This window comes from Bradyrhizobium septentrionale (genome assembly GCF_011516645.4).
GTDB classification, from domain to species: domain Bacteria; phylum Pseudomonadota; class Alphaproteobacteria; order Rhizobiales; family Xanthobacteraceae; genus Bradyrhizobium; species Bradyrhizobium septentrionale.
Map to the genome: position 1 here is coordinate 3481942 of NZ_CP088285.1, position 24454 is coordinate 3506395.

The window sequence follows — 24454 nt, forward strand, 5'->3', positions numbered from 1 at the left end:
CGGCGATGTAGAACCCGACATGAATGTATGTCGGCCCTGGGCCTTTGGGGCAGCGGCGGAGATAAGATCAACTCCGCCAGACCTGAGGCTGTTACTTCGACGGTTCGGCGCCGGGTTCCTTTGAGGTAACCGCGCCGCTGACCGTCAGCGGATCAACCCTGATTTCCTTGAGCTTGGCCGCGACGTCGGCCGGGACATCGTCCTGGTAACGGCCGCCGAGATACTTTGCCAGAAACGCTTCGATTGCCGACATCATTGCAAGATTGTTGATCGGTCGTGCAAAGCCGTGGCCCTCATCGGGGGCGACGAGATATTCGACGGGCTTTCCGTTGTCGCGGACGGCGGCGACGATCTGATTGCTCTCCCGGATATTGACGCGCGGATCGTTCTTGCCCTGGACCACCATCAACGGCGTCACGATATCGCTCGCCCGTGTGAGCGGCGATGCGGCGATCAGAAGGGATCTGCCCTCCGCGGTCGTCGGATCTGCGACGCGCGTGTACATCGCCTTCTTGCCGGCTTCCCAATATGCCGGCATCAGGTCGAGTTGCGTGACGAGATTGGATGGCCCCACGATATCCACGGCTGCAGCGTAAAGGTTGGGTGTAAACGTCACGCCGGCGAGCGTCGCATAGCCGCCGTAGGAGATGCCGACGATGCCGACCCGCTTTGGGTCCACCGTTCCATCGGCCACCAACGCCTTCACGCCCCAGGTCAGGTCGTCCTGCATTTTTCGGCCCCATTCGCCGTTTCCGGCGTTGAGGTAAGCCTTGCCGTATCCGGTTGAACCTCGGAAGTTCGGCTGCAGCACGGCGTAGCCGCGGTTGGCAAGGAATTGAGCAAAGCCGTTGTAGCCGAACATGTCCTGCGCCCAGGGACCGCCGTGCGGATTGACGATCAAGGGCAAGTTCGTCGCCGGCAAGCCCTTCGGCAGTGTCAGATAGGCTGGAATATCAAGCCCGTCTGACGATTTGTAATGATAGGGCCGGCGTTCCGAAAGCGCGGCACGCGGTATTGCCTCGCGGACGCGGTATTGCAGCGCCAGGGTCTGCGCTCCCGGATTCCACACATAGATGTCGCCCGGATCGGTGTCGCTGTGCGCGCTGACGATCCACAGGCTCTCGTCCGTGGTTCGAGCGCCAAGGCGCACTTCCTTGCCGGGAAGTTGCGACTCCAGCCAGCGAAGCTGCGTCTCAAATGCGGAATCCTTGAAGTACCGCCGAACGCCGTCGTCCTCGTACTTCGTGAAAAGAACGCGATGATCCGCGACGGAGAGGATGACACCACCGAAATCGACGCGCTTTTGCGGATCGCTTTCGACCGTCGTCGTGGCGCCGGTCGCCGGATCCAGCATTTCCAGTTCAGTCAGATTCAGTGGTCCCCGGTTGGTCACCAGGTAAACCAGTCTGTTCTCCGCGTCGAAACCCGACTGGCCGCAGGATTCCAGCACGTCGCAGCTGTAGATAAGCTTGAATTCATCCGGATCAATGCGCAGGAACTCCTTGTTTCCCGTTGCGGTCAGGCGCACGGCCATCCGCATCGTGCCGTCGTGATCGAACACCCAGTTGCCGATGCGCTCCGTGTTCTTGCGCAGCAGCGTCTTCTCGCCGGTCGACAGACGCAATTCGTACAGGTCATGCCAGCGGGCATCGCGGTCGTTCAGGCCGATATAGATGATGTCAGGCTTGGTCTTGGGCACGGAGTAGATCACGGTTCGAACATGCTGCAGGTCGGTCAGCGCGCGTGTCGGCGGCACGCCGGTTGCCGGGTCGGCTGCGAGCGTCGGATCGATCGCGTACACGTTGAAATTCTCATCGCCGCCGGCATCCTGAACAAACAGGATGAATTTCGAATCCTGGCTCCAGAAATAGCCGCTGACCGGCCGTTTGGTCTGGGCGCTGAGGGGGCGCGCGGCGCTGAACGGCTCGCCGGTTCGTTTCACCCAAATGTTGCGGGTGCCCTTATAGGGCTTCAGAAAGGAAACGAACTGCCCATCCGGCGAAATCCGCTCGCCGGCGATGTCGTCGTCGCCGAAGAACAGGGTCCTGTCGAGGATCGGCGGCTGTTCCGCTCGAACGGTGAGCGGTGCAGCGAGGATAGCAAGCACTGAAGCCAGCAGAACGAAGGTCTTCATATTCCGCTCCCACACCGCGGCGGCAACCTTGTTGCCGCCGTCATTTCAACTTCAGGTGACGCGCCGGGCATCTTACATCGCTTGCTGTCGTCAGGCGGACACCGATGCGTGATGATCTAACCTAAGCGAGAACGAATGCTTGACCGCGCCCGATCCATCGGGAGACGCTCCCCTGATCGAAGATGGGGCCGGGTGGGCGCGGCACCCCTGCCACTGAGTTGCCCGACGGCGCAAGTCCCCACGGCAAAAATATTTCGCTTTATCAGAAGTGCAACTCAATGCTATAGCAACAGCCGTCTCACCCGATCGAGGGGCGCTTCGCGGTCGTCACGGGTGTTGCGGTGAGATGCGGTGGACGCTGATGTCACAACTGACGAACGTGACTGAAGCGGACGGTGAAGTCGTGTGGTCCTGACGCCCTAGCGGCAGGTGTCCTCTCGCAAGACGCGAAAGCGTGGTTGCGAAGGCGGTGACAAACAAGCCCAGTCTCGCCGGGGAGAGCACGAAATAAGCCGTAACCCATCGCGCAGGGAAAGCCGGAGTGTTTCCGGTTACACCTGTGATCCTACCCCCGAGCTTTCTACCCTTTGCTCGGGGCCCATGGGTGCGATCGGCACCCGGCTTTCCCTGCGCCCTCTGTTCAAGGAGAGGGCGGAACGAGATGCAAAGCTCGGGCAATCATGTCGCGAGAATGCGAACCTGCGTCCCACCCACACTGTCATCGCCCGGCTCGACCGGGCGATCCAGTACGCCGCGGCCCCTCGGCTCAAGCACTAGCGTCTCTGGAATACTGGATCACCCGCATGCGCGGGTGATGACACCGAACACGCTGTTTGACATTCGAATCCGAACCCACCCCGTCGTCCCCGCGCAAAGGCTTCGCCTTTGTCACTGGAGGTGCGAGCTTTGCGCGCAATTGCGCCGCTGGGCGAGCCTCGAAGGATGCGCGGCCCGGCTGGGGGCCGTCGATCCTTCGAGACGCGCTACGCGCTCCTCAGGATGACGGAATCGATAGTCGTGCCAGGTTGCACCGAAGCCGACTGCGACGCGGTCTCGCCCGCCGATCTACGTCCGGAATTGCCGACGATAGAGCCCAGACTCGCGGGCGATCCTCTTGGACAGTTCCTGTGCGCGCGATGTTTCATCCGGCGTCATCGCCGCGGTCTGCGGGACCCAGTTTTCGCGCTTCACCGGGAAGCATTGCGCAATCGGCGTGCCCTTGGGCAACACGCCGTTGAAATTGGTGTCGTGCCAGCGTGCTGGGAAATGAATCCAGCTGTCGTGAAACAGATCGCAATCGACCAGGCCGGTCAGTGTGGTGAACGGCAGGTCGAACCGATTGACCGGATGCGTGAAGAACAGCGAGTAGCCCGCCGGCGCCTCGATGGTCCACAGATTGACAAACTTGATGACGAAGCGGTCGGCCTCGAACAGCGGCGAGCCGACCACCTGGCTTTCGTCGTGGAATCCGACCGGCGAGCGCGGGAATTCGAGCTCGCCCCCGGCCGGAAGGTCGTTGTCCCATGTGATCGCGCCATTCTCGACCTTGAGATCGCAGACCAGCGGCAACAGGAAACCTGATGTCATCGCATCGACGAATGGCGGGCAGCGCTTGACGGTATCCTCCTCGCGATTGCTCATCGCATTGAAGGACTGCGTCGGCATCGCCTTGAGCCATCCGGGAAGGCCTAATGACGCGGGCACCGGCGGCGGAATCTTGCCCTCGAGCTCCGCCGGACAGCGGAATTTGATGGTCATCGCTTCGTTGTTGTTGGACACGGCTTTGGCCCTTGGTTCGTTCAATGTCGGCAGCGCCCTTGCGCCAGTCGATGCTGATCTAGCACGCGATGGCGCCGCGGAGAAAGCAGCCGCATCTGCCGCGGCGCGAACCGCGGGATGGAGCTATAAGCTGTTGTTATCGTGACGGATAAGGCAAGTCCTCTATTCCCGGTTCGGCGCGCACCAATGCTGCTTTTCACGCGTCGTTCCGTTCACCGGTGTGCAACACTCTGCCGACAGGCATTGGCTTTCGATGCCTGTCGGGCGCATCATGGCCGGTGTCGCTGACGACAGGATTTGCAAGAGGTAACGGAGGGACCGATGGCCGAATCGAAGGTTGAGACCGCCAACACCGCGGGCGCCGCGCCACCCTCCGGCGAGAGCGGCGGCGTGAGCGAGCTTGCGATCGCAACCGTCCGCACCGTGCCGATCGAGCAGGCGCAGTCCCGCACCGAGCACGATCTGCTCGGCGAGGACGATGTGCCGGCCAACGCGCTGTGGGGCATCCATACCAAGCGCGCGGTGGTGAACTTTCCGATCACCGGCGTGCCGGTCGGCCACTTTCCGGAATTCGTCCGCGCGCTGGCGCTGGTGAAGCAGGCGGCCGCCCGCGCCAACAAGCGGCTCGGCTATCTCTCGCCCGAAAAGGCCGATGCGATCGACAAGGCCTGCACCCTGATCGCGACCGACAAGGTCTATGCCGAGTCTTTTGTCGTCGATGCGATCCAGGGCGGCGCCGGCACCTCGACCAACATGAACGCCAACGAGGTGATCGCCAACGTCGCGCTGCGATTGATGGGCAAGAAGCCTGGCGATTATCACACGCTGCATCCGAACGACGACGTCAACATGGCGCAATCGACCAATGACGCCTATCCGACCGCGCTGCGGCTCGCGGTGATTTTTGCCACCCAGCCGCTGGTGCGCGCGCTGGATGACCTCGCCTACGCCTTCAAGGGCAAGGCGGTGGAATTTGCCGACGTTTTGAAGATGGGCCGCACCCAGCTCCAGGACGCGGTGCCGATGACGCTCGGTCAGGAGTTCGACGCCTTCCACGCCACCGTGAAGGAAGACGTCGCACGGCTGAACGAGATCTCCTCGCTGTTCCGCGAGGTCAATCTCGGCGCCACCGCGATCGGCACCGGGATCAACGCCGACCCGCGCTACGCCGCGCTTGCGGTCGAGGAATTGTCGCGGCTGTCCGGCCAGCCGATGGTGCTGGCCTCGAACCTGATCGAGGCGACCTCCGACCTCGGCGCCTTCGTGCTGTTCTCGGGCGTGCTGAAACGCGTCGCGGTCAAGGTGTCGAAGATCTGCAACGACCTTCGCCTGCTGTCGTCGGGGCCGCGCACCGGCATCGGCGAGATTCGGTTGCCTGCGGTGCAGGCCGGCTCGTCGATCATGCCCGGCAAGGTCAACCCGGTGATCCCCGAGGTGGTCAACCAGGTCGCTTTCCTCGTGATCGGGCACGATCTCACGGTGACGATGTGCGCCGAAGGCGGCCAGCTCCAGCTCAACGCGTTCGAGCCGACCATCGGCTACTGCGTGCTGAGCTCGCTGCGGATGCTGACCGCGGCGATCGATACCCTGACCAAGCGATGCGTCGACGGCATCGAAGCCGATCGCGAACGTTGCCGCAGCCTGGTGCAGGGCTCGATCGGCCTGATCACGGCGCTGGCGCCGGCGCTCGGCTATGAGGCCTCATCGCGCGTGGCGCGCCGTGCGCTGAAGGAGAACCGCTCGGTCGCCGATATCGTGCTGGAGGAAAAGCTCCTGACCGAGGCGCAGCTCAACGAGTTGCTCGAGCTCGAAGCCATGACCCGCCCGGCGCGCCGGCAGCCCGCGCCGAAGGGGTGAGGAACGGGTTGAGAGCAAGCCTCAGAAGTGAGCCGAGCGAGCTCGTCATGGCCGGGCTTGTCCCGGCCATCCACGTCTTTCTCACGCGGAAGCCAAGACGTGGATGCCCGGCACAAGGCCGGGCATGACGAGCTTGTGGATGGATCGAGCGCATCTGCAGTGGCCCTGCCTCGCGGGAGAGGGGGCGCAGTCCCTTCGGGGCTTACAGCGTCTTGATGAACTCGATCAAAGCGCGGCGCTCGTTTTCCGTCAGCTCCGGCCCGATCACACCGGTGCGCTTCTCGTTCGAGAATTCGTGTCCGGCATTGCTGTTGCCGCGCTTGGTGGTGTCGAGCACGAAGCCGTTCTTGATCTTGTCCTTCCAGGCATAGCCGAGATCCTTGGGATCATACTCGCGGCTGCCGAGATAGAAGGTCGAGGGACGCTCCCTCACCGGCGACAGCAGCGCGTAGATGGTCGGGACCGATCCGTTGTGCAGGTAGGGCGGCGTCGCCCAGATGCCGTTGAGCGGCCGGACCTTGTAGGCGAGCGGCGCCTGGATCTCGTTCGGCCGGTAGCCGTTGATGCGCTTGCGATCCTCCGGCGGAGTCTTGTTCTGGTCGTACCAATAGTTGACGGCCTTCTCGACGAGGTCGCCGAGCGCGGGTCCGAAACTGCCGTCCTTGATCTTCAGATTGGCCGGCGTCTCGACGATGCGGCTCGCAAGGCCCTCGGCCTGCGCGCTGTCGGTGCCGATCAGGCTGATCGGAATCATCTCGACGTCGAGCAGCGGCTGGCCGGCGTCGTTCTTGATCCAGCGCTTCTTGTCCTTGAACAGCGCAAAGGCTTCGCCCGACGGCAGCGCCTTGCTGTTGATCGCCGGGCCATGGCAGCCCTGACAATGCGTCTTGTAGAGCCCGCCGCCTATCGTCGCGAGAGGCATGTCGATCTGCGGCAGGATTTTCTCCGGCCATTTCGGCGACGCCAGGCCGCCAAAGCCCTTGTCCTCGCTGGGCGGCTCGCCGGCGATCATCCGCTCCATCTCGTGCAGCACGTCGATCCGCGCGCTCGATTTGAACAGGCCTCGGGACTCGTCGAGCAGATTGAGCTCGGCGCTGACGCCGAGCGCCTCGCCGGCGTTGCGTACCATCGGCTGCATGATCGAGCCGTCATATTGCACCCAGCTGAACCATGGCGCGTTCCAGATCCGCGGGAAATGCACCGGCGCCGAATGCGAGGCGTAGTTGTCCGGATTGTTCAGGTCGATCGAGAACACCTGGTTGCCGATCCGGTTCAGCGCGTCGAGCCGCGCATAGCCTTCCTCGACGCTGTTGGCGGCGACCTTGGTCTCCAACGAATTGATGTTGGCGTATTGCTTCAGCACCAGATCGAGCTGGCCGCGCAGCGCCATGCGCTCGTCGAGGCTCGCATCCTTGCCGAGGATCTCGTCGGCAAAGCGCGAGAAGCGGCCCGGCCAGAACCGGGTCAAGAGCAGCGAGACGCCGACGCTCTTCTGGAATTCGAACAGATTGGTGTTGGCCGGTCCGCCGTCGATCACGATCTCGGTACCGCGATAGGTGAAGCTTCCGGTGTGACAGGCCGCGCAGGTCAGTCCGACCCCGGTCATGTCGGCCTTGCTGTGCGGGTTGCGCCAGGGCGCGCCGTTGGCATCCGTCATCGGAGTGCCCTGCGCGAAGCCGATCGGCAGCGCATCGGGCTTGCCCGGGATCACGGTGTCGGGAATAAAGCCGAAGCGGCCGAGATAATTGGTCTCGCTGAGCCGCGGCGCCGCCGTGAACAGCGGCCACACCGTCGGCTGTTCCAGCGCCATGAACCATTCATGGGGAATGCCGAAGGTCCGGGTGCCCTGGTCGGCGTGATAGAACCAGCGCAGCCGCTCGGCGCTGACATTCTGATCCAGCCACACGCTCTTTGCCGGCGGTTGGTAGTCGACGACCTTGACGCGGAAGCCGCTCACCACCGTTTCGATATCGTCCTTGAAGTAGAGGACGCCGGCGACAATCAGCAGTCCGATGAAGAAGATCGTCTTGCGAGGCATGCCCCGTCCCCCAATTCGTGGTACCCGCGCGTCATATGGACGAGATGTTAAAAATCGCCGAAAACAAGTTCGCGTTCTGCGTGTGTCATGCTGCGCGCCATCCTACAGTGGCGGCTCTTGGTCTAACAACGGAAATGTTGCAAAGGCAATGTTGCAAAGGAAATGTTGATCGGCTGTGAGCCATCTCACTTGCGGCGTCGTCGCGGCGGCATTTGCGCGCATCAAGGCCTACGGCTAGAACTAACGGCGCAACAATTCTTCGAGATATCATCTTGAACGCGTCAGGCGCGCAACCGCTCACGATCACGATCTCGGACGACAGCACGGTGTCCGCGCTGCTGCTGCGCCCGGCGCAGCCGCGTGCGGCTTATGTGTTTGCGCATGGCGCCGGCGCCGGCATGGCGCATGCCTCGATGGAGTCGATTGCGGTCGGCCTCGCCGAGCGCGGCATCGCGACGCTGCGCTATCAGTTTCCCTACATGGAGAAGGGCAGCAAGCGGCCCGATCCGCCCGCCGTCGCGCAGGCAACGGTGCGCGCCGCGGTGGCGGAGACTGCGCGGCGTTGCGGCGAACTGCCGCTGTTCGCCGGCGGCAAGTCGTTCGGCGGACGCATGACCTCGCAGGCGCAGGCGAAAGCGCCGCTCGCCGGCGTGCGCGGGCTGGTGTTTCTCGGCTTCCCCCTGCATCCCGCCGGCCAGCCGTCGAGCGAGCGGGCCAAACATCTCGCCGAGGTCAAGGTCCCGATGCTGTTCCTGCAGGGCACCCGCGATGCGCTGGCCGAGCTCGACCTGCTCGAGCCTGTGGTGAAGGCGCTGGGTAGCCGTGCGACGCTGCATCTGGTGCAGGAGGCCGATCACTCCTTCCATGTCCTCAAGCGCTCCGGCCGCAACGACCGCGAGGTGATGGCCGAGTTGCTCGATGCGTTCGCGGCGTGGGTGGCCAAGCATTCGTGAGTCGTAACCCATGACAAAGATCCTGATGTCAATCCCAACACCACCGTGTCGATGACCGCGACCATCGCCACCGCCGCGCAGGCGGTTGCCGCATCCGGCACCGAGATCGTGGCGGTCACCTCGTCGATGGGGCCGGCCTCGATCGAGGGCTTCTACGACGAGGCGTTTGCCGTTCCCGGCCTGATCGAGGCGCTGTTGAAGACGCCCGATGCGGCCGCCGGCATCATCGGCTGCTTCGACGACACCGGGCTCGATGCCGCGCGGTCGGCAGCGCGCTACCCGGTGGTCGGCATCTGCGAAGCGGCGCTGGTCACGGCCGGACAGATCGCTAAACGCATCGGCATCGTCACCACGCTGCCGCGCTCGATCGTGCCGCTGGAAGAGCTGGTCCGCCGCTACGGCTTTGCTGACCGCGCCGTGGTCACTGCCTGCGACGTCGCAGTGCTCGATCTCGAGAAGCCGGGCTCGGGCGCCAGGCCAAAGCTGCAGGCGGAGATTGCGCGGGCGCTGGAGAAGGGGGCCGACGCCATCGTGCTCGGCTGTGCGGGCATGGCCGATCTTGCGCATGAGCTGTCGGTGCAATTCGGCGTTCCCGTGGTCGATGGCGTCGCCGCCGCCGTGAAGCAGGCGGAAGCGCTCGCCGGTCTCAAGCTCACGACGTCACGCCGAGGCGCTTACGCTTCGCCGGCGGCGAAAAAGTACATCGGATTGCTCGAAGGATTCGCGCTAGCTCCAAAGGAGTGACCTCGTCATTGCGAGGAGCGAAGCGACGAAGCAATCCACTTCTCTACAAGCACCGGTATGGATTGCTTCGCTTGCTCGCAATGACGGTGAGACTGCCTAAGGCACCGCACCGCCATAGATCCGGTCGCGCAGGCGGCGCATGCCGGCGAGCCAGCGCTCGCGATTGGTGGCCTTGCGCTGCATGTATTCCTGCACCTGCGGATGCGAGAGAATCAGGAAGCGCTCCTCGGCCATCGCCTCGATCACCATCCGCGCCACCTCTGGTGCCTGCAGCACGCCGTCGACGCGCGCCGCGCTCGGACCCGGCGTCGTCATGCCGGTTTGCACCGATTGCGGACAGAGCACGGAGACGCGGATGCCGCGATCGCCATACTGGATGGCGAGATGTTCGGCGAGCGCGACCGCGGCGCTCTTGGTCACGCCGTAAGGCATCGAGTTCAGCGAGGCCAGTAGCCCCGCGGCCGATGCGGTGTTGATGAGATAGCCGGAGCCGCGTGCCAGCATGCCGGGCACCAGCACACGCGCCGCGAACACGTGACTCATCACATGCACCCGCCAGCTCACATCCCAGTCGGCATCGGACGCGCCTTCCTGTCCCTTGCGCGACAATCCGGCATTGGAGAAGAACACGTCGACCGGGCCATATTTGTCCTCGGCCGCGGCGATCAGCGCCCTGATGTCCTCCTCGAGCCCGACATCGGCGGTGACCGCAAGCCCGTCGATATCGCCGGCGACGCTGGCGAGCCGGTCGCGCGAGGTCTTGAGATCGGCGACCACGACGCCGCGGGCGCCGGCCTCCGCATAGGCGCGCGCCACCGCTTCGCCGATCCCGCTCGCGCCGCCGGTGACGACGCAGACCTTGTCCTTGACGTGCATGGTTTGATGTCCCTGCTTGTTATCGTGGTGGGGCGGATTGTCAGCCCTGATACAGGTCCTTGTCACGCGCCTTCTGGATCGCGAGCGCGGCCATCAGGTCGAGCATCGGGGTCGAGAGATCAGCAGCGCGGGCAAACGCCCCCGGTGCGCGCACCAGCACGTCGATCTCCATGGCGCGGCCGAGCTCGTAATCCTGCAGGATCGAGGGCTTGTGGTCGGGCGCCGGCCCGCTGCGGGTGACGCGCTTGACCGCAGGGATGTAGCGCGTCGCCACGGCATTGGCCTCGTCGAGCAGGCGCGGGATGACGTCCTGCAGTGTCGGATCGTCGCGGACGGCACGTGCGGTCAGCCCGGTCAGCAGGCAGAGCACCGACATCGACATGTTGGTGAGCAGTTTCGACCAGATCGTCTCGCGGATTTCCGTGACCTCGGGCGATTCGATCGAGGCGTCATTGAGCGCCGCACGCAGCTGGGCGATGCGCTTGCTCTGCCGATCGTCGCACTCGCCGATCAGGAGGCGATTGCGATCCGGTGACAGGTTCGCCGCCACGCCGGGCGCGATCACCTCGTTGGACGAGAAGATCACGCCGCCGATGATCCGTTCCTTCGGGACGGCGCTGCGCAGACGCCCGCCGGGATCGAGAAAGCCGAGATCGGGGATGGCGGGATGTTTTGGCGGCAGGCCGAGATCGTACCACCAGGGAATGCCGTTCTGCGCGAACACGATCGCGGTGTCGCGCTGAAGCAGCGGCAACAGCCCGGTTGCGAGCGCGCCGATGCCGGTGGCCTTCAGCGTGCTGATGATGACGTCCTGCGGCCCGAGCTCGGCGGGATCGGCCGACGCCTTTACCTTTGCGGTGACCCTGGTGCCGCCGACCTCGAGCGTCAATCCGTTGGTCCTGACCGCGTCGAGATGCGGCCCGCGCATCACGCAGGACACATCGTGGCCGGCGCGTGCCAGCCGGACCGCGAAATGGCTGCCGACGGCGCCCGCGCCGAAAATGCAAATGCGCATGAGTGGAACAATTCCTTGCAACGTGCCGCGTCAGTTTCCACAAGCGCGGGGCATCGCGCAACCCGTCATGCACGTGGCGCGGTCGCGCGCGCTCGAAAGTGATGGATCAAGGCATCTCCGCTCGCCATAGTGCAAGGCTAGTACAAGGCAAGAGCAATGCCGAACCAGGGAGAAACGTTATGTCGGCCAGCCCAGTCCTGTGGAGCCTCGATGCGCGCGGGGTCGCGACCGTCACGCTGAATCGCCCCGAGGTCAACAATGCCTATGACGGCGCGCTGATTGCGGGCGTGCTGGCCGCGATCGACGATCTCTCGACCAAGCCGGTGCGCGTCGTGGTGCTCAAGGGCAACGGCAAGCATTTCCAGGCCGGTGCCGACCTGAAATGGATCAACGGCGTGCGGCCGAAATCATCAGAGGAGAACGAGGTAGCGTCGCGCGCCACGTTCGAGGCGGTGCAGCGCCTCAACACGCTGCCGGTCCCGACCGTCGCGCTGGTGCAGGGCGGCTGCTTCGGCGGCGGCACCGGCGTGATCTCGGCCTGCGATGTGGTGATTGCGGCGGATAACGCGCTGTTCTCGATCACCGAGGTGCGCTGGGGCCTGACCGCGGCGATCATCATCCCGCAGCTGTGCGACGCCATCGGCGTCCGACAGGTGCGGCGCTATGCGCTGACCGGCGAACGTTTCGGCGCCGAGGATGCGCGCCGCATCGGCCTCGTGCATGAAGTGGTGCCGCTCGCCGATCTCGAAAGCGCCGGCGCCAAGGTCGTGGAGCAGCTGCTCGGCAACGCACCGGATGCGATGGCCGAGACGAAGAAGCTCGCGATGGAAAGCTCGTTCGGCGGCATGGCGGTGGACGACGAGGCCTACAAGCGTCTCGTCCATCTGCATTCGGCCAAGCGGCAGACCGCCGAAGCGGCCGAAGGGCTCGCGTCCTTCGCCGAGAAGCGCGCCGGCCGCTGGGGTGGCGGCACGGCGTAAGACCCGCCGCGCCGCTCAGCAGCCGTTGCAGATGCCGCGGATGCTGCGGTAGACCTCCGCGTCGTCGCGGCGCATCTGTTGCAGCTGATCGAACGTCTTCGATTCGCTCGATTGCGTCGCAGGCGCTTCGGGCTTGCGCCGGGCCGCCAGCTCCTGCTCCTGGCGGTGGTAGCAGGCCTCGCGTTCCGCCTTGGCCTCGATGAAGCGGCAGGTCTCGATCGCCGCCGCGGGCGTCGCGACAATGATGAGGCCGAGCGAAACTGAGATCAGGAGCTTCAAGCGGGCGATCCTTTCGTGGTCTTGTCTCAGGTCCGCGTGCGAGGGGCAAGGCTGTCGTCGGGTCACAGCGATTGCGCCAGCGATTTTTTCAATGTCTTCAGCAGCGCCTGCACCGCGGCGGCATTGATGCGGCGTTCCGGAACGGCGGCCTTCACCCATAGTTCCGGGATCGGAAATTCAGTGAGCACCGGCTGCAAGGCGCCGTCGCGCAGCGCGTCCGCGACCAGATAATGCGAGAGCAGGGCGATGCCGTTGCCGGCGACCGCACTTTGCGTCAGCACGCGGCCCTCGTTCGAAGAGAGAATCGGGCGCAGCTGGATATTGATGCGGCCGCGCGGCCCCTCGAACGGCCATTCCGGTCCGGTCGGCAGGAAGCTGAGGCAGCGATGATCGACCAGGTCGCGCGGATGCTTCGGTGTGCCGTGCTTCTTCAGATACACAGGCGAGGCGCACACGAGCCGCGGCAGCCGGCACAGCGGCTCGTCGACGACGCCGCCGAAGGAATGCGGGAATGCGCCGATCGCGATGTCAAAACCCTCAGTCACCGGATCGACCGGGCGGTCGATCATCACGATCTCGAGCTTCACGCTGCGGTTCTGTCTCTGGAAGATCGTGAAGGCGTCGGCGAGCCGCGCCACCGTCAGCGAGGTCGGCGCCTTGACGCGGAGGTGATCAGTGAGGTCGCGCTGCTTCTCGCCCATCCGCGACAAGAGATCGCCGACATCGGCAACCACGCCGCGGGCGCGATGGACATATTGCTGCCCGGCCTCGGTCAGCCGCAATTGGCGGGTCGAGCGATGGAACAGCGCGGTGCCGATCCGTTCCTCGAGCTGGGTGACGCGCTTGGCGACGACTGAGGTCGCGACGTTGAGCTTGCGCGCGGCGGCGGAGAAGCCGCCGGCGTCGGCGGTGGCGAGGAAGGCCTCAAGGTTGACCAGCGTATCCATCTGCTCTTGCCTTTACTTTGCCTTTCTCGATTCGAGAAAGCTGATTACATAATTTAGTGGATTGTACTGCAATCCGCATCAATTCATAGTTGGCCCAATCAACGTTGTTCAGGGCGGAAATGATGCGAGCGAGCACGATCGAAGAACCTGCGCGGCAGGTCCCCCTCTATGGCGAATATGACGTGGTGGTGCTCGGCGGCGGACCCGCCGGGATCGCGGCCGCCGCCGGCGCGGCGCGGGCCGGACGGCGGACGCTGCTGATCGAACGCTACGGATTCCTCGGCGGCATGGGCACCGCGGCGGGTGTGACCAACTTCTGCGGACTGCACGCCAACATCTTCGGCGAGATGCACCGGGTGGTGCAGGGCATCGCCTCCGATCTCTTGGCACGGATTGATCGGCTCGGCGGGTTGAACGCGCCGCATCTGATCCTCGGCAAGATCCTTGCGCAGGCGTATGACACCGCGGCCTACAAGATCGCGGCGGACGATCTGCTGGCGCATCACAAGGTCGACATTCTGTTCCACGCACTCGGTGCCGGCGTTGTGATGGACGGCGCGCGGATTCGCGCGCTCATGGTGGAAACCAAGGCCGGCCGGCAGGCAGTCGTGGCCAGCATCTTCATCGACTGTTCCGGCGACGGCGATCTCGCGGTGTGGGCCGGCGCACCCTATGAAGTCGGCGACAACGCAGGCGGCATGCTCTACCCCTCGATGATGTTCCGCCTCAACGGCATCGATCCGGCAAAAGCGGGCGATGCGTGGCGCACCATCCCGGCGCTGATGGCGGAGGCCGAGGCCGCCGGCACGCATAAATTCCCGCGCAAGTCCGCGATCGTGCGGCCGCAGAAATCGCAGATCGAGTGGCGGGTGAATTTCACGCAGGTGACACGAAGCGACGGCGGCGCCATCTCGGGCATCGACCCCGACGATATGACCCGAGGCGAGATCGAGGGCCGCCGCCAGGCGATCGAGGCCTTCGCGTTCCTGCGCACGGTGCACGGCTTCGAGAATTCCTACATCGTCGATCTGCCGCCGCAGCTCGGCATCCGCGAGACGCGGCGCGTGATCGGCGGCTACATGCTGTCAGGCGAGGACGTGCTGGGCTGCGCCTCGTTCGAGGACTCGATCGGCGTCAACGGCTGGCCGAAGGAACAGCACGTGCCGGGTGACGTGATCTTCGAGTTTCCGCCGATCCCGGAGAGCCGCGGCTACAACGAGTTGCCGTATCGCATGCTGGTGCCGGAGGGCATCGACAATCTCCTGGTCGCCGGCCGTTGCGCCTCGATGACTCATGAAGGGCAGTCGGCCGCGCGCGTCTCCGGCGCCTGTTTTGTGATGGGCGAGGCGGCGGGAACCGCGGCGGCGCTGGCGCTGTCGGGCAACACGATTCCGCGCGACATTTCCGTCGAAAAGTTGCAACAACAGCTCAGCACGCATGGCGCGTTCATCGGCCGCGATCAGGCCGTGCCCGAGGGACTTTAGGCGGAGGAAGGCAATGAAGGGATGGGCGCGGCTCGCACTCGCGGGTCTGCTGGTCTGGGCTGTGAGCGGCATCGCGCGGGCCGACGATCTCCTGAAAGCGAAGATCGGCGTCTTGCGCCTGTCATCCTCGGCGCCGGTGTTCATCGCGCAGGACAAGGGCTATTTCCGCGACGCCCGCCTCGACGTCGAGCTGAAATTCTTCGATGCAGCGCAGCCGATCGCGGTCGCGACCACCTCGGGCGACATCGATTTCGGCATCACCGCCTTCACCGCGGGCCTCTATAACCTCGCCGGCAAGGGCACGCTGAAGGTGATCGGCGGCATGAGCCGCGAAAAGGCCGGCTATCCCCTGATCGGCTATTTCGCCAGCAACAACGCCTACGCGGCGGGCCTCAAGACCCCGAAGGATCTGGCTGGCAAGCGCGTGGCGGTGACCCAGGTCGGCTCCAGCTTCCATTATTCGCTCGGCCTGCTCGCCGACAAATACGGCTTCAAACTGTCCGACGTGAAGGTCGTGCCGCTCCAGTCGCTGTCGAACGCGGCGGCGGCGCTGAAGGGCGAGACGGTCGACGCGGCGCTGTTGCCGGTCTCGACCGCGCGGACGCTGATGGACACGAATGGTGCGAAATTCCTCGGCTGGGTCGGCGACGAGACGCCGTGGCAGCTCGGCGCCATCTTCGCTTCGCCGAAGACGGTGACCAACGCAGCGCTGGTGACCAGGCTGCTCACCGCGCTCACCCGTGCCGACCACGAATATCACGACGTGATCCTCACATCGATCAAGGACGGCGTGGCGCCGATCAACGAGCGGACAAAACCGCTGCTCGAGATCATCGCCAAATACACCAACCTGCCGGTCGAGCAGGTGGTCGGCAACTGCGCCTATATCGACCCCGACGGCAAGCTCGACGTGAAGAACGTCGACAACCAGATCAAATGGCTGCAGGAGCAGGGTTTCGTCGACAAGGGGTTTGACGCCAGTGCGATCATCGCCAAGGATCATGTGAAGGCGGATTGATGTCGGACCGCGCGCACAACACCCAACCCGTCACCCTGAGGTGCGAGCGAAGCGAGCCTCGAAGGATGCACGGCCCCTATGCATCCTGGCCGTCGATCCTTCGAGACGCGCTTCGCGCTACTCAGGATGACGGTCTAACAGCGGAGAGTCGGGTGACATGGACCTGATCGCCGACCATATCAGCCATCGCTTCGGCGCGCTCGACGTGCTCGACGATGTCTCCTTCCAGGTCTCGGCCGGCGAGATCGTCGCGATCGTGGGTCCCTCCGGCTGCGGCAAGAGCACGCTGCTGTCGATCCTCGGCGGCCTGCTGCGGCCAGCCGCGGGCGCCGCCGAGCTGCGCGGCGCGCCGCCGGCCGGCAGCCTCAATCCGCTGACCTTCGTGTTCCAGGATTTTGCCTTGCTGCCGTGGAATACGGTCGAGGAGAACGTCGCGTTTCCGCTGTTGCACACGCCCCTCGGCGCCGGCGAGCGCCGCGCCGTGATCGACGATGCGCTGCGCCGCACCGGTCTCTCCGATTTCCGTGCGACCTACCCAAAACAGCTGTCCGGCGGCATGCGTCAGCGCGTCGGCATTGCGCGTGCGCTCGCTGTCCGACCAGCGATCCTGCTGATGGACGAGCCGCTATCGGCGCTGGATTCGCAGACTCGCGAGCTCCTGATGGAGGATTTCGTGGGCCTGCTCGCCGATGGCGCGATGGGCGCGGTGTATGTCACGCATAACCTTGAGGAAGCGGTGCGGCTCGCCGACCGCGTCGTTGTGCTGTCACGCCGCCCCGGCCGCGTCAGGGAGATCGTGACCATTCCGATGACGCGTGCCGAACGCGGTGCGCCGGACGCGCGCGGGCCGCTGGCCGCGCTTCAAGGGGAGCTGTGGTCGCTGATCCGGAAAGAGGCGATCGATGCCGAGCGCGAGGTTCAGCATGCTTGACCGCGCGCCGCAGGAGACGAACGACCAGTCGGCGGAAGCAACGCGGCCGGTCGCATTCCGCGGCGCCGGCTTTACCCCCGGCGGCAGCCGCTATGCCGGCTGGATCGCGCTCGCGCTTGTCATTGCGGTGTGGCAGCTCGCGGGCAGCGCAGGATTGGTCAATCCGCTGTTCCTGCCGGCGCCGTCGGCGATCGCGGTTGCGATCACCAAGCTCGCGATGTCGGGCGCGCTGTGGCAGCACCTCTCGTGGTCGATCATGCGGATCGGCACCGGCTGGATCCTCGGCACAGTTGCCGGCGTTGTCGTCGGCTTTGCGATCGGGCTGTCGACCATGGCGCGCGGCGTCGGCATCACCTTCATCTCGGCGTTGTTCCCGATTCCGAAGATCGCGCTGCTGCCGCTCCTGATCCTGTGGCTCGGGATCGGCGAGGAGCCGAAGATCGCGACCATTGCGCTCGGTGTGTTCTTCTCGACCGCGATCTCGGTCTATAGCGGCGTCGATGCGGTGCCGCGCAATCTGATCCGGATGGCGCAAAGCTTCAACGTGCCGTTCCACGCCATCGTGCGCCGCGTGATCTGGCCGGGCGCGCTGCCCTCGATCCTCGCCGGCTTCCGCATCACCGCATCGGTTGCGCTGTTGCTCGTCGTCAGCGCCGAGATGATCGGTGCGCAATACGGCATCGGCGCCTTCGTGCTGCAGGCCGGCAATCTGATGCAGACCGATCAGCTGCTCGCCGGCGTCGTGATCCTGTCGCTCTTCGGGCTCGCGGTCGGGAAGCTGATCAACTGGCTGGAGACGCGGCTGCTGCACTGGCGGTGAGGGCCATTCTGTTCACCACACACAAGGTGTCGTCCCGGCGAAGGCCGGGACCCATAACCACAGGGCATGGTTGTCGGAAACGGCTGCGGCCCCAGCGCCTTTAACAACCGAGCCCTGTGGTTATGGGTCCCGGGCCGCGCTTCGCTTGCCCGGGACGACGAATTTACGCATTCCCCCTGTCCTCGCGGAACAGGTCGAGCTTCTGCTGCACCGGGCGGTCGGAGAACGAGAACAACACCGAGTCCGCATCGGCCTCGTGGGTGACCCAGTGCCAGCTCGGCACCACGAACAGGTCGCGCGGACCCCACTCGAAGGTCTGGTCGCCAATCCGGGTGCGGCCCTTGCCCTCGATCGCGGCGAACACGGTCGCGTCGGTCGCACGATAGCGCGCGGTCTTGAAACCCTTCGGCAGCAGCTGGATGAAGGTTCCGATGGTCGGCATCGCGAAATCGCCGGTCTCGGGGTTGGAGAATTTCAGCTTCAGGCCGTGGCAGGCGTCCCACTCGTCGCTGACCTTGGCCTTCTCCAGCGCCTCGCGGGTGTAGTCATAGGGGTAGTTGAAGATCGGCGAAGTCTTCGACGTCCGTTTCTGATCGATCGGCAGCAGATTGTGGCCGTAACGCGCGAAGCTGGCACCGGCCGGCTTGGAGATCGACTGCTGATCCTCCTTGGCGCCTTCGGCGAACGAGCAGTCGAAGAACTGCACCATCGGAATGTCGAGCCCGTCGAGCCAGAACATCGGCTCGCTGGTTTCGTTGGAATGGTCGTGCCAGGTCATCGATGGCGTGATGACGAAGTCGCCCGGCGCCATCGCGGTGCGTTCGCCGTCAACGGCGGTGAAGGCGCCCTTGCCCTCGAGCACGAAGCGCAGCGCGGACTGGGCGTGGCGATGGGCAGGAGCGATGTCGCCCGGTACCACCATCTGCACGCCGGCGAACAGCGAGGTCGTGATCTTGGACTGGCCGCGCAGGCCGGGATTTTCCAGCACCAGCACGCGGCGCTCGGCTTCCTTGGCCGTGATCAGTCTGCCGGCCTCGTTCATGTAGTCGCGGATCTGATCGAATTTCCAGAGGTGAGGGCGGCAGGCGCTCTTCGGCTCCGGCGTGATCAGATCGTTCATCACGTTCCACAGTGCCGAGAGGTTTTGGCCGTCGATCTTCTTGTAGAACGCCTCGCGCTCCGGGGTCTTCTGCACGGCTTCCATGGCAAGCCTCCCATCATTCTTGTCGGTTCAATTTAATTGACAGTATACTCACAATATGGCTAGCGTCAATGAAACAAGCCAATGACGAAATGCAAGGGAGGTTCCGATGAAGCTGCATGGCTATTTCCGGAGCAGCGCGTCCTATCGGGTGCGGATCGCCCTCAATCTGAAGGGGCTCACTTCAGAGCATCTGCCGCATCATCTGCGCAAGGGCGAGCAATGCGCGCCGGCCTATCTCGCGATCAATCCGCAGGGGCTGGTGCCGACCTTGGAAAGCGACGCCGGCGCGATCCTCACCCAGTCGCTCGCGATCATCGAATGGCTCGACGAGACCAATCCCAATCCGCCGCTATTGCCGAAGGATCCGCTGCGGCGCGCCAAGGTGCGGGCGTTCGCGCAGGCGATCGCCTGCGACACCCACCCGGTGCAAAACTTGAAGGTGCTGGCGCGGCTGCGGCAGCTCGGCCTGCCCGAAGAACAGGTGACGGAGTGGGCGGCCTGGGCCAATCGCGAGGGCTTGGCGGCCTGCGAGACCCTGATCGCGGAGGAGGCGGGACCGTTCTGCTTCGGCGACCAGCCGACGCTGGCCGACCTCTGCCTGGTGCCGCAGCTTGCCAATGCGCGGCGCTTCGGCGTCGATCTCTCAGCCTATCCGCGCCTGCTCAAGGCAGAGGCCGCGGCGAAGCAGGTCAAGGCGTTCGCCGACGCCGCCCCGGACAAACAACCCGATGCCGAATAGCAAGCCAACGCCCGTCACCATGGACGCGGTCTACACCGCGCCCGGCTATCTGTTCCGACGGATGCAGCAGATCGCGGTCGCGCTGTTCATCGAGGAGTGCAAGGCGTTCGACCTGACGCCGGTGCAATACGCCGCGCTGGTCACGATCTCGACCCATCCCGGCATCGACGCCACCCGGCTCTCCGCGGTGATCGCGTTCGACCGCTCTACGCTCGGCAATGTGATCGAGCGGCTGCAGGCCAAGGAATTCATCGCCCGCAAGCCGTCGCCCGAGGACAAGCGCGTCAAGCTGCTCTATCTCACCAGGGCCGGCGCTGCGGTGCTCAGCGACATCATGCCTTCGGTCGGCAGGGCGCAGGCGCGGATGCTGCAGCCGCTGAAGCCGGCCGATCGCAAGACGCTCCTTGGGCTGCTCACTCAGCTTGTCGACCTCAATAACGAGTCTTCGCGGGTGCCGCTGCGCGCCGAGGACGCGCTCGAACATTTGGGGAGGTCGGGCTGATGGCAGACAGCAAGCCGGTCCTGATCGCAGGCGGCGGCATCGGCGGCCTCGCCGTGGCGCTGGGCCTCGCGCAGAAGGGGATCCGCTCGATCCTGCTGGAAAAGGCAGCTGCGCTTGGCGAGATCGGCGCCGGCATCCAGCTCGGGCCGAACGCGTTCCACGCCTTCGACTATCTCGGCGTCGGCGAGGCCGCGCGCAACATGGCCGTCTATATCGACCAGCTGCGGCTGATGGATGCGCTGACCGCCGATGAGATCACCCATATCGATCTCGGCGACAGTTTTCGGGCGCGGTTCGGCAATCCCTATGCGGTGGTGCATCGCGGTGATCTGCATGGCGTGTTCCTGCGCGCCTGCCAGAACCACGAGCTGATCGAGCTCCGGGTCTCCAGCGAGGTTGTCGGCTATGAACAGGATGGTTCATCGGTCACTGCAAAGCTCGTCAGCGACGAGCGCATCGACGGCCGTCTCCTCATCGGTGCCGACGGGTTGTGGTCGAACATCCGCAAGCAGGTCACGGCAGACGGCCCGCCGCGCGTCTCCGGCCACACCACCTATCGCTCCGTGATCCCGACCGAGCAGATGCCGGAGGATCTGCGCTGGAACGCCGCCACGCTGTGGGCCGGCCCGAAATGCCACATCGTGCATTATCCCCTCTCGGGCTGGAAAGTGTTCAACCTCGTCGTCACCTATCACAACGATGCACCGGAGCCGGTCGCCGGCAAGCCGGTCTCCGAGGACGAGGTGATGAGGGGCTTTACCCACGTCCATGAGCGCGCGCAGAACATCATCCGCCACGGCACCAACTGGAAGCTCTGGGTGCTGTGCGACCGCGATCCCGATGAGCGCTGGATCGACGGCCGCGTCGTGCTGCTCGGCGACGCCGCGCATCCAATGCTGCAATATTTCGCGCAGGGCGCCTGCCAGGCGATGGAGGACGCGGTCTGCCTGTCGCACATGCTGGCCCATCACGATGATCAGGCCGCGGCACTCGATGCCTATCGTATCAGGCGCTTCCCGCGCACCGCGCGCGTGCAGCTGATGTCACGCGCGATCGGCGAACACGTCTACCATCCCGCCGGCGAGCACGCCCGCATCCGCAACGCGATCATGAGCGCGAAGTCGCAAGAGGAGTGGTGTGACGATATCGCGTGGCTGTATGGCGGGACGGGGCTGGGCAGCAGCTAGCTCCCCCGCCGTCGTCCCGGACAAGCGAGCGGAGCGAGCGCGATCCGGGACCCATAACCACGAATGGTTGTTGTTTCAGTGAGCTGGGGACCCAGCATTCGCATAACAAACATTTGTGGTTATGGGTCCCGGCCTTCGCCGGGACGACAGCGAGCAAGTGGTGGCGTCGCGGCCCTCACATCCGCATCACCGCCTGCCGGTCGATCTTGCCGGTGCCGGTCTTCGGCAGCTCGTCGATGAACTTCACCTCGCGCGGATATTTGTACGGCAGCAGCTTCGCCTTGACGTAGTCCTGCAGCCGCCGCGTTGCCTCATCGGTATCGAAGCCGCCCTTGTTCATCACCACCACCGCGCGCAGCGTCATGCGGCGGTCCGGCAGTTCGGCGGCGTAGACGGCGCATTCGCGGACGTCGGGGTGATCGGCGAGGCAGAGCTCGACCTCGAGCGGATAGACCCACTGGCCGGAGATCTTGATCAGATCGTCGGCGCGGCCGCGGAAGAAGTGGAAGCCGTCGCTGTCGCGGACGAAGCGGTCGCCGGTGTAGATCCAGCCGTCCTCGCGCACGGTCTCGGCGGTCTTGTCGGGCCGGTTCCAGTACAGCTGGGTCGCGGAATCGCCGCGCACCCACAAGATGCCTTCCTCATTGTCGGCGACCTCGCGGCCGTCGCTGTCGCGCAGCATGATCTCGTAGCCGGGCACGCGCAGGCCCGCGGCGCCGAGCTTTTTCTTTTCCGCGCGGTTGCAGAGATAGATGTGCAGCACCTCGGTCGAGCCGAGGCCCTCGATGATCTCGAGCCCGGTCAGTTCTTTCCAGCCGTTGAAGACATCGGCCGACAGCACCTCCGCGGCCGAGACCGCCATCCGCAGCGAGGAGAAATCGGTCGCGTCCGCACCTTCGGCCTTGGTCAGCGAGATGTAGAGCGTCGGCAGGCCGAAGAACACGGTCGGCCGGTATTGCGCGATCGCCGCGAAGATCGCCGCAGGCTTCGGCTGGCCCGGCAGCAGCAGCGTGGCGGCGCCGACCGAAAAGGGAAACGTGATCGAATTGCCGAAGCCATAGGCGAAGAAGATCTTCGGCACCGAAAAGCAGATATCGCGGGGCTTTAGCTTCAGCACGTTGCGGGCAAAGGCGAGCTCGCTATAGGCCATGTCGTGCTGCAGATGCACGATGCCCTTGGGACGGCCGGTCGAGCCCGACGAATACATCCAGAACGCCATCTCGTTGCGGTGCGTGTCGGCCTCGTCGAGCTCGCCCGGAAAGTCTTGCAGCCAGTCGCCGGCGTTGCGCATCTCAGGCACGGCATGTTCGCCGGCAGCGCCGTTGACCACGATCAGCGTACGCAGCGGGGTGTCCTTGCAGGCCTCCGCGTTGAAGCGCGTGCAGAATTCGGCATCCGTCACCGCGACCTGCGCGCCGGCGTCGGACAGGTAGAATTGCAGCAGCTCTGATGCCGTCAGCGTGTTGATCAACAGCGGCACAAAGCCGGCGCGCACCGCGCCGAAGAATGCGGCCGGATAGGCCGGCGTGTCGTCGAGGAACAACAGCACGCGGTCGCCGCGCTTCAGTCCGAGCGACCGGAAGGCGTGGCCCCAGCGCGCCGCATCGGCGCAGAGCTCGCGATAGGTCCGCGTCCCGGCGGGGCCGATCAACGCCAGACGGTCAGTATTTCCGTTGGCGAGATTGTCGAACAGGATCCGGCTCGCATTGTAGCGCTTGGGTATCGCAAAGCCGATCTCGCGCGCACCGGGATTGTCCAGTGGAACCTGGTCGGCGATCCCTGTCATGAGTGTTCCTTTGCGGCTTCATAGCGGGCCATGAAGGCGGGCGACATCGCGCGCAGCCGCGCGTCGTCGATCCGGCCGGAGCGGGTGATGTAGCTGTAGGCGAAATCCATCAGATCGCGCTTCATGTGTGCGGGGAAATGCTCGTACCAGTCGGCGCTGGTCCGCGCCGCGGTGACCAGCTTCTTCACGATCGGCTTGCGCTCGCTCTCGTAGCGCCCAAGCGCGGCGGCGATGCCGGTCTCGGTCTCCAGCGCCTTGGTCAGCGCGATGGCGTCCTCGATCGCAAGCCGCGTGCCCGAGCCGATCGAGAAATGCGCGGAATGCAGCGCGTCGCCGATCAGGACCATGTTGCCGTGCGACCAGCGTTCGTTCCAGATCCACGGAAAATTGCGCCACACCGATTTGTTCGAGATCAGCCGGTGGCCGTCCAGCGTCGCGGCGAACACGTCTTCGCAGATCGCCTGCGAGTCTTCGATGCTCTTGTCGGCAAAGCCGTAGGCCGCCCAGGTCGCGGCGTCGCACTCGACCAGGAAGGTGCTCATGTCCTTTGCGTAGCGGTAATGATGCGCATTGAAGCTGCCGCGCTCGGTCGCCACGAAGGTCTGCGACAGCGTCGCGAAGGGCTTTGTGGTGCCGTACCAGGCGAATTTGTTGGTCGAATGCGTGACTGACGCGCCGAACGCGGCCTCGAAGCCGCGGCGGACCATCGAGTTCAGCCCGTCGGCGGCGACGATCAGGTCGTAACCCCTGAGCTCGTCGACCGACTGCACCGTGGTGTCGAAGCGCGGCGTGATGCCGACGCTGCGCACGCGCTGCTGCAGGATGGTCAGCAGTTCCAGCCGGCCGATCGATGAAAACCCGACACCGTCGATCTCGACGCTCTCGCCGCGCAGATTGAGGGTGATGTTCTTCCAGCTCTCCATCCGCGGCGCGATGGCGTCGACCGTCTCCGGGTCGTCGGCGCGCAGGAAGTCCAGCGCCTGCTCGGAGAACACCACGCCGAAGCCCCAGGTGGCGCCGGCGGCGTTCTGCTCGAACAGATCGATCTCGGCGTCAGGGTGACGCTTCTTCCAGAGATAGGCGAAATAGAGCCCGCCGGGCCCTCCGCCGATCACGGCGATCCGCAACGTCTGCCTCCCAGATTGACAGTGTACTTACTATTTGGCTCCACACTAATCCCC

Annotated in this window: 21 protein-coding genes; 11 read left to right on the plus strand and 10 right to left on the minus strand. The window is 64.8% G+C overall.

The window, feature by feature from the left end; genetic code table 11:
• Positions 1-91 precede the first annotated feature (91 nt).
• Together HAP48_RS18220 and HAP48_RS18225 are read right to left on the minus strand one after the other, a co-directional pair.
• Positions 92-2134: a S9 family peptidase gene (locus HAP48_RS18220; RefSeq protein ID WP_166211816.1), complete on the minus strand. Its 2043-nt coding sequence runs from the start codon at positions 2132-2134 to the stop codon at positions 92-94.
• Between the two features lie 1065 nt (positions 2135-3199).
• Positions 3200-3892, minus strand: a complete 693-nt coding sequence (locus HAP48_RS18225; protein ID WP_166216271.1) for a hypothetical protein — start codon at positions 3890-3892, stop codon at positions 3200-3202.
• A 342-nt stretch (positions 3893-4234) separates the two neighbouring features.
• On the opposite strand from HAP48_RS18225, the gene HAP48_RS18230 reads away from it, so the two are divergent.
• The gene (locus HAP48_RS18230; RefSeq protein ID WP_166211813.1) at positions 4235-5770 is read left to right on the plus strand and encodes an aspartate ammonia-lyase; all 1536 of its coding nucleotides are present in this window, start codon (positions 4235-4237) and stop codon (positions 5768-5770) included.
• Positions 5771-5972: 202 nt separating this feature from the next.
• Here HAP48_RS18230 and HAP48_RS18235 read toward each other — a convergent pair whose 3' ends face one another.
• Entirely contained in the window at positions 5973-7808 is a 1836-nt protein-coding gene (locus HAP48_RS18235; protein WP_166211810.1) for a di-heme-cytochrome C peroxidase, read from the minus strand.
• A 272-nt stretch (positions 7809-8080) separates the two neighbouring features.
• On the opposite strand from HAP48_RS18235, the gene HAP48_RS18240 reads away from it, so the two are divergent.
• Complete coding sequence (locus tag HAP48_RS18240) at positions 8081-8761, plus strand: alpha/beta hydrolase family protein (protein WP_166211807.1); 681 nt, start codon at positions 8081-8083, stop codon at positions 8759-8761.
• Between the two features lie 51 nt (positions 8762-8812).
• Complete coding sequence (locus HAP48_RS18245; protein WP_166211804.1) at positions 8813-9505, plus strand: aspartate/glutamate racemase family protein; 693 nt, start codon at positions 8813-8815, stop codon at positions 9503-9505.
• Positions 9506-9601: 96 nt separating this feature from the next.
• Here HAP48_RS18245 and HAP48_RS18250 read toward each other — a convergent pair whose 3' ends face one another.
• Both HAP48_RS18250 and HAP48_RS18255 read right to left on the minus strand, forming a co-directional pair.
• Positions 9602-10381: an SDR family oxidoreductase gene (locus tag HAP48_RS18250; RefSeq protein WP_166211801.1), complete on the minus strand. Its 780-nt coding sequence runs from the start codon at positions 10379-10381 to the stop codon at positions 9602-9604.
• 40 nt (positions 10382-10421) lie between these two features.
• On the minus strand, positions 10422-11396 hold the full coding sequence (locus HAP48_RS18255; RefSeq protein ID WP_166211797.1) for a ketopantoate reductase family protein: 975 nt from the start codon (positions 11394-11396) through the stop codon (positions 10422-10424).
• Positions 11397-11575: 179 nt separating this feature from the next.
• On the opposite strand from HAP48_RS18255, the gene HAP48_RS18260 reads away from it, so the two are divergent.
• On the plus strand, positions 11576-12376 hold the full coding sequence (locus tag HAP48_RS18260) for an enoyl-CoA hydratase-related protein (RefSeq protein WP_166211794.1): 801 nt from the start codon (positions 11576-11578) through the stop codon (positions 12374-12376).
• 15 nt (positions 12377-12391) lie between these two features.
• On the opposite strand, the gene HAP48_RS18265 is transcribed toward HAP48_RS18260, so the two are convergent.
• Both HAP48_RS18265 and HAP48_RS18270 read right to left on the minus strand, forming a co-directional pair.
• The gene (locus HAP48_RS18265) at positions 12392-12655 is read right to left on the minus strand and encodes a hypothetical protein (RefSeq protein WP_166211791.1); all 264 of its coding nucleotides are present in this window, start codon (positions 12653-12655) and stop codon (positions 12392-12394) included.
• Positions 12656-12717: 62 nt separating this feature from the next.
• Positions 12718-13602 (minus strand): LysR family transcriptional regulator, encoded by an 885-nt coding sequence (locus HAP48_RS18270; protein ID WP_166211788.1) that lies wholly within the window; start codon positions 13600-13602, stop codon positions 12718-12720.
• A 122-nt stretch (positions 13603-13724) separates the two neighbouring features.
• On the opposite strand from HAP48_RS18270, the gene HAP48_RS18275 reads away from it, so the two are divergent.
• The 4 genes from HAP48_RS18275 to HAP48_RS18290 all read left to right on the plus strand — a co-directional run bounded on the left by HAP48_RS18275 (position 13725) and on the right by HAP48_RS18290 (position 17855).
• Positions 13725-15086: an FAD-dependent oxidoreductase gene (locus HAP48_RS18275; protein ID WP_166211785.1), complete on the plus strand. Its 1362-nt coding sequence runs from the start codon at positions 13725-13727 to the stop codon at positions 15084-15086.
• A gap of 13 nt (positions 15087-15099) precedes the next feature.
• Positions 15100-16104, plus strand: coding sequence for an ABC transporter substrate-binding protein (locus HAP48_RS18280; RefSeq protein ID WP_166211782.1), 1005 nt, complete (start codon positions 15100-15102; stop codon positions 16102-16104).
• Between the two features lie 157 nt (positions 16105-16261).
• Positions 16262-17035: an ABC transporter ATP-binding protein gene (locus HAP48_RS18285; protein WP_166211779.1), complete on the plus strand. Its 774-nt coding sequence runs from the start codon at positions 16262-16264 to the stop codon at positions 17033-17035.
• Entirely contained in the window at positions 17028-17855 is an 828-nt protein-coding gene (locus tag HAP48_RS18290) for an ABC transporter permease (protein WP_166211776.1), read from the plus strand. Before HAP48_RS18285 ends, HAP48_RS18290 begins: the two co-directional genes overlap by 8 nt.
• Before the next feature lie 163 nt (positions 17856-18018).
• On the opposite strand, the gene gtdA is transcribed toward HAP48_RS18290, so the two are convergent.
• Positions 18019-19059 (minus strand): gentisate 1,2-dioxygenase, encoded by a 1041-nt coding sequence (gene gtdA, locus HAP48_RS18295; RefSeq protein WP_166211773.1) that lies wholly within the window; start codon positions 19057-19059, stop codon positions 18019-18021.
• Positions 19060-19165: 106 nt separating this feature from the next.
• Between gtdA and maiA the strand changes: the two genes are divergently transcribed.
• Genes maiA through HAP48_RS18310 form a run of 3 tightly spaced genes read left to right on the plus strand, consistent with a single transcriptional unit; the run spans position 19166 to position 21487 of the window.
• Positions 19166-19798, plus strand: coding sequence for a maleylacetoacetate isomerase (gene maiA, locus HAP48_RS18300; protein ID WP_166211770.1), 633 nt, complete (start codon positions 19166-19168; stop codon positions 19796-19798).
• Positions 19788-20300: a MarR family winged helix-turn-helix transcriptional regulator gene (locus tag HAP48_RS18305; RefSeq protein ID WP_166211767.1), complete on the plus strand. Its 513-nt coding sequence runs from the start codon at positions 19788-19790 to the stop codon at positions 20298-20300. Before maiA ends, HAP48_RS18305 begins: the two co-directional genes overlap by 11 nt.
• Complete coding sequence (locus HAP48_RS18310) at positions 20300-21487, plus strand: 3-hydroxybenzoate 6-monooxygenase (protein ID WP_166211764.1); 1188 nt, start codon at positions 20300-20302, stop codon at positions 21485-21487. Before HAP48_RS18305 ends, HAP48_RS18310 begins: the two co-directional genes overlap by 1 nt.
• Before the next feature lie 175 nt (positions 21488-21662).
• On the opposite strand, the gene HAP48_RS18315 is transcribed toward HAP48_RS18310, so the two are convergent.
• Positions 21663-23273 carry a benzoate-CoA ligase family protein gene (locus tag HAP48_RS18315; RefSeq protein ID WP_166211761.1) on the minus strand — a complete coding sequence of 537 codons (1611 nt, stop codon included), beginning with the start codon at positions 23271-23273 and terminating at the stop codon, positions 21663-21665.
• Positions 23270-24400, minus strand: coding sequence for an FAD-dependent monooxygenase (locus tag HAP48_RS18320; protein ID WP_166211758.1), 1131 nt, complete (start codon positions 24398-24400; stop codon positions 23270-23272). The genes HAP48_RS18315 and HAP48_RS18320 overlap by 4 nt, the downstream gene beginning before the upstream one ends.
• Positions 24401-24454 lie beyond the last annotated feature (54 nt).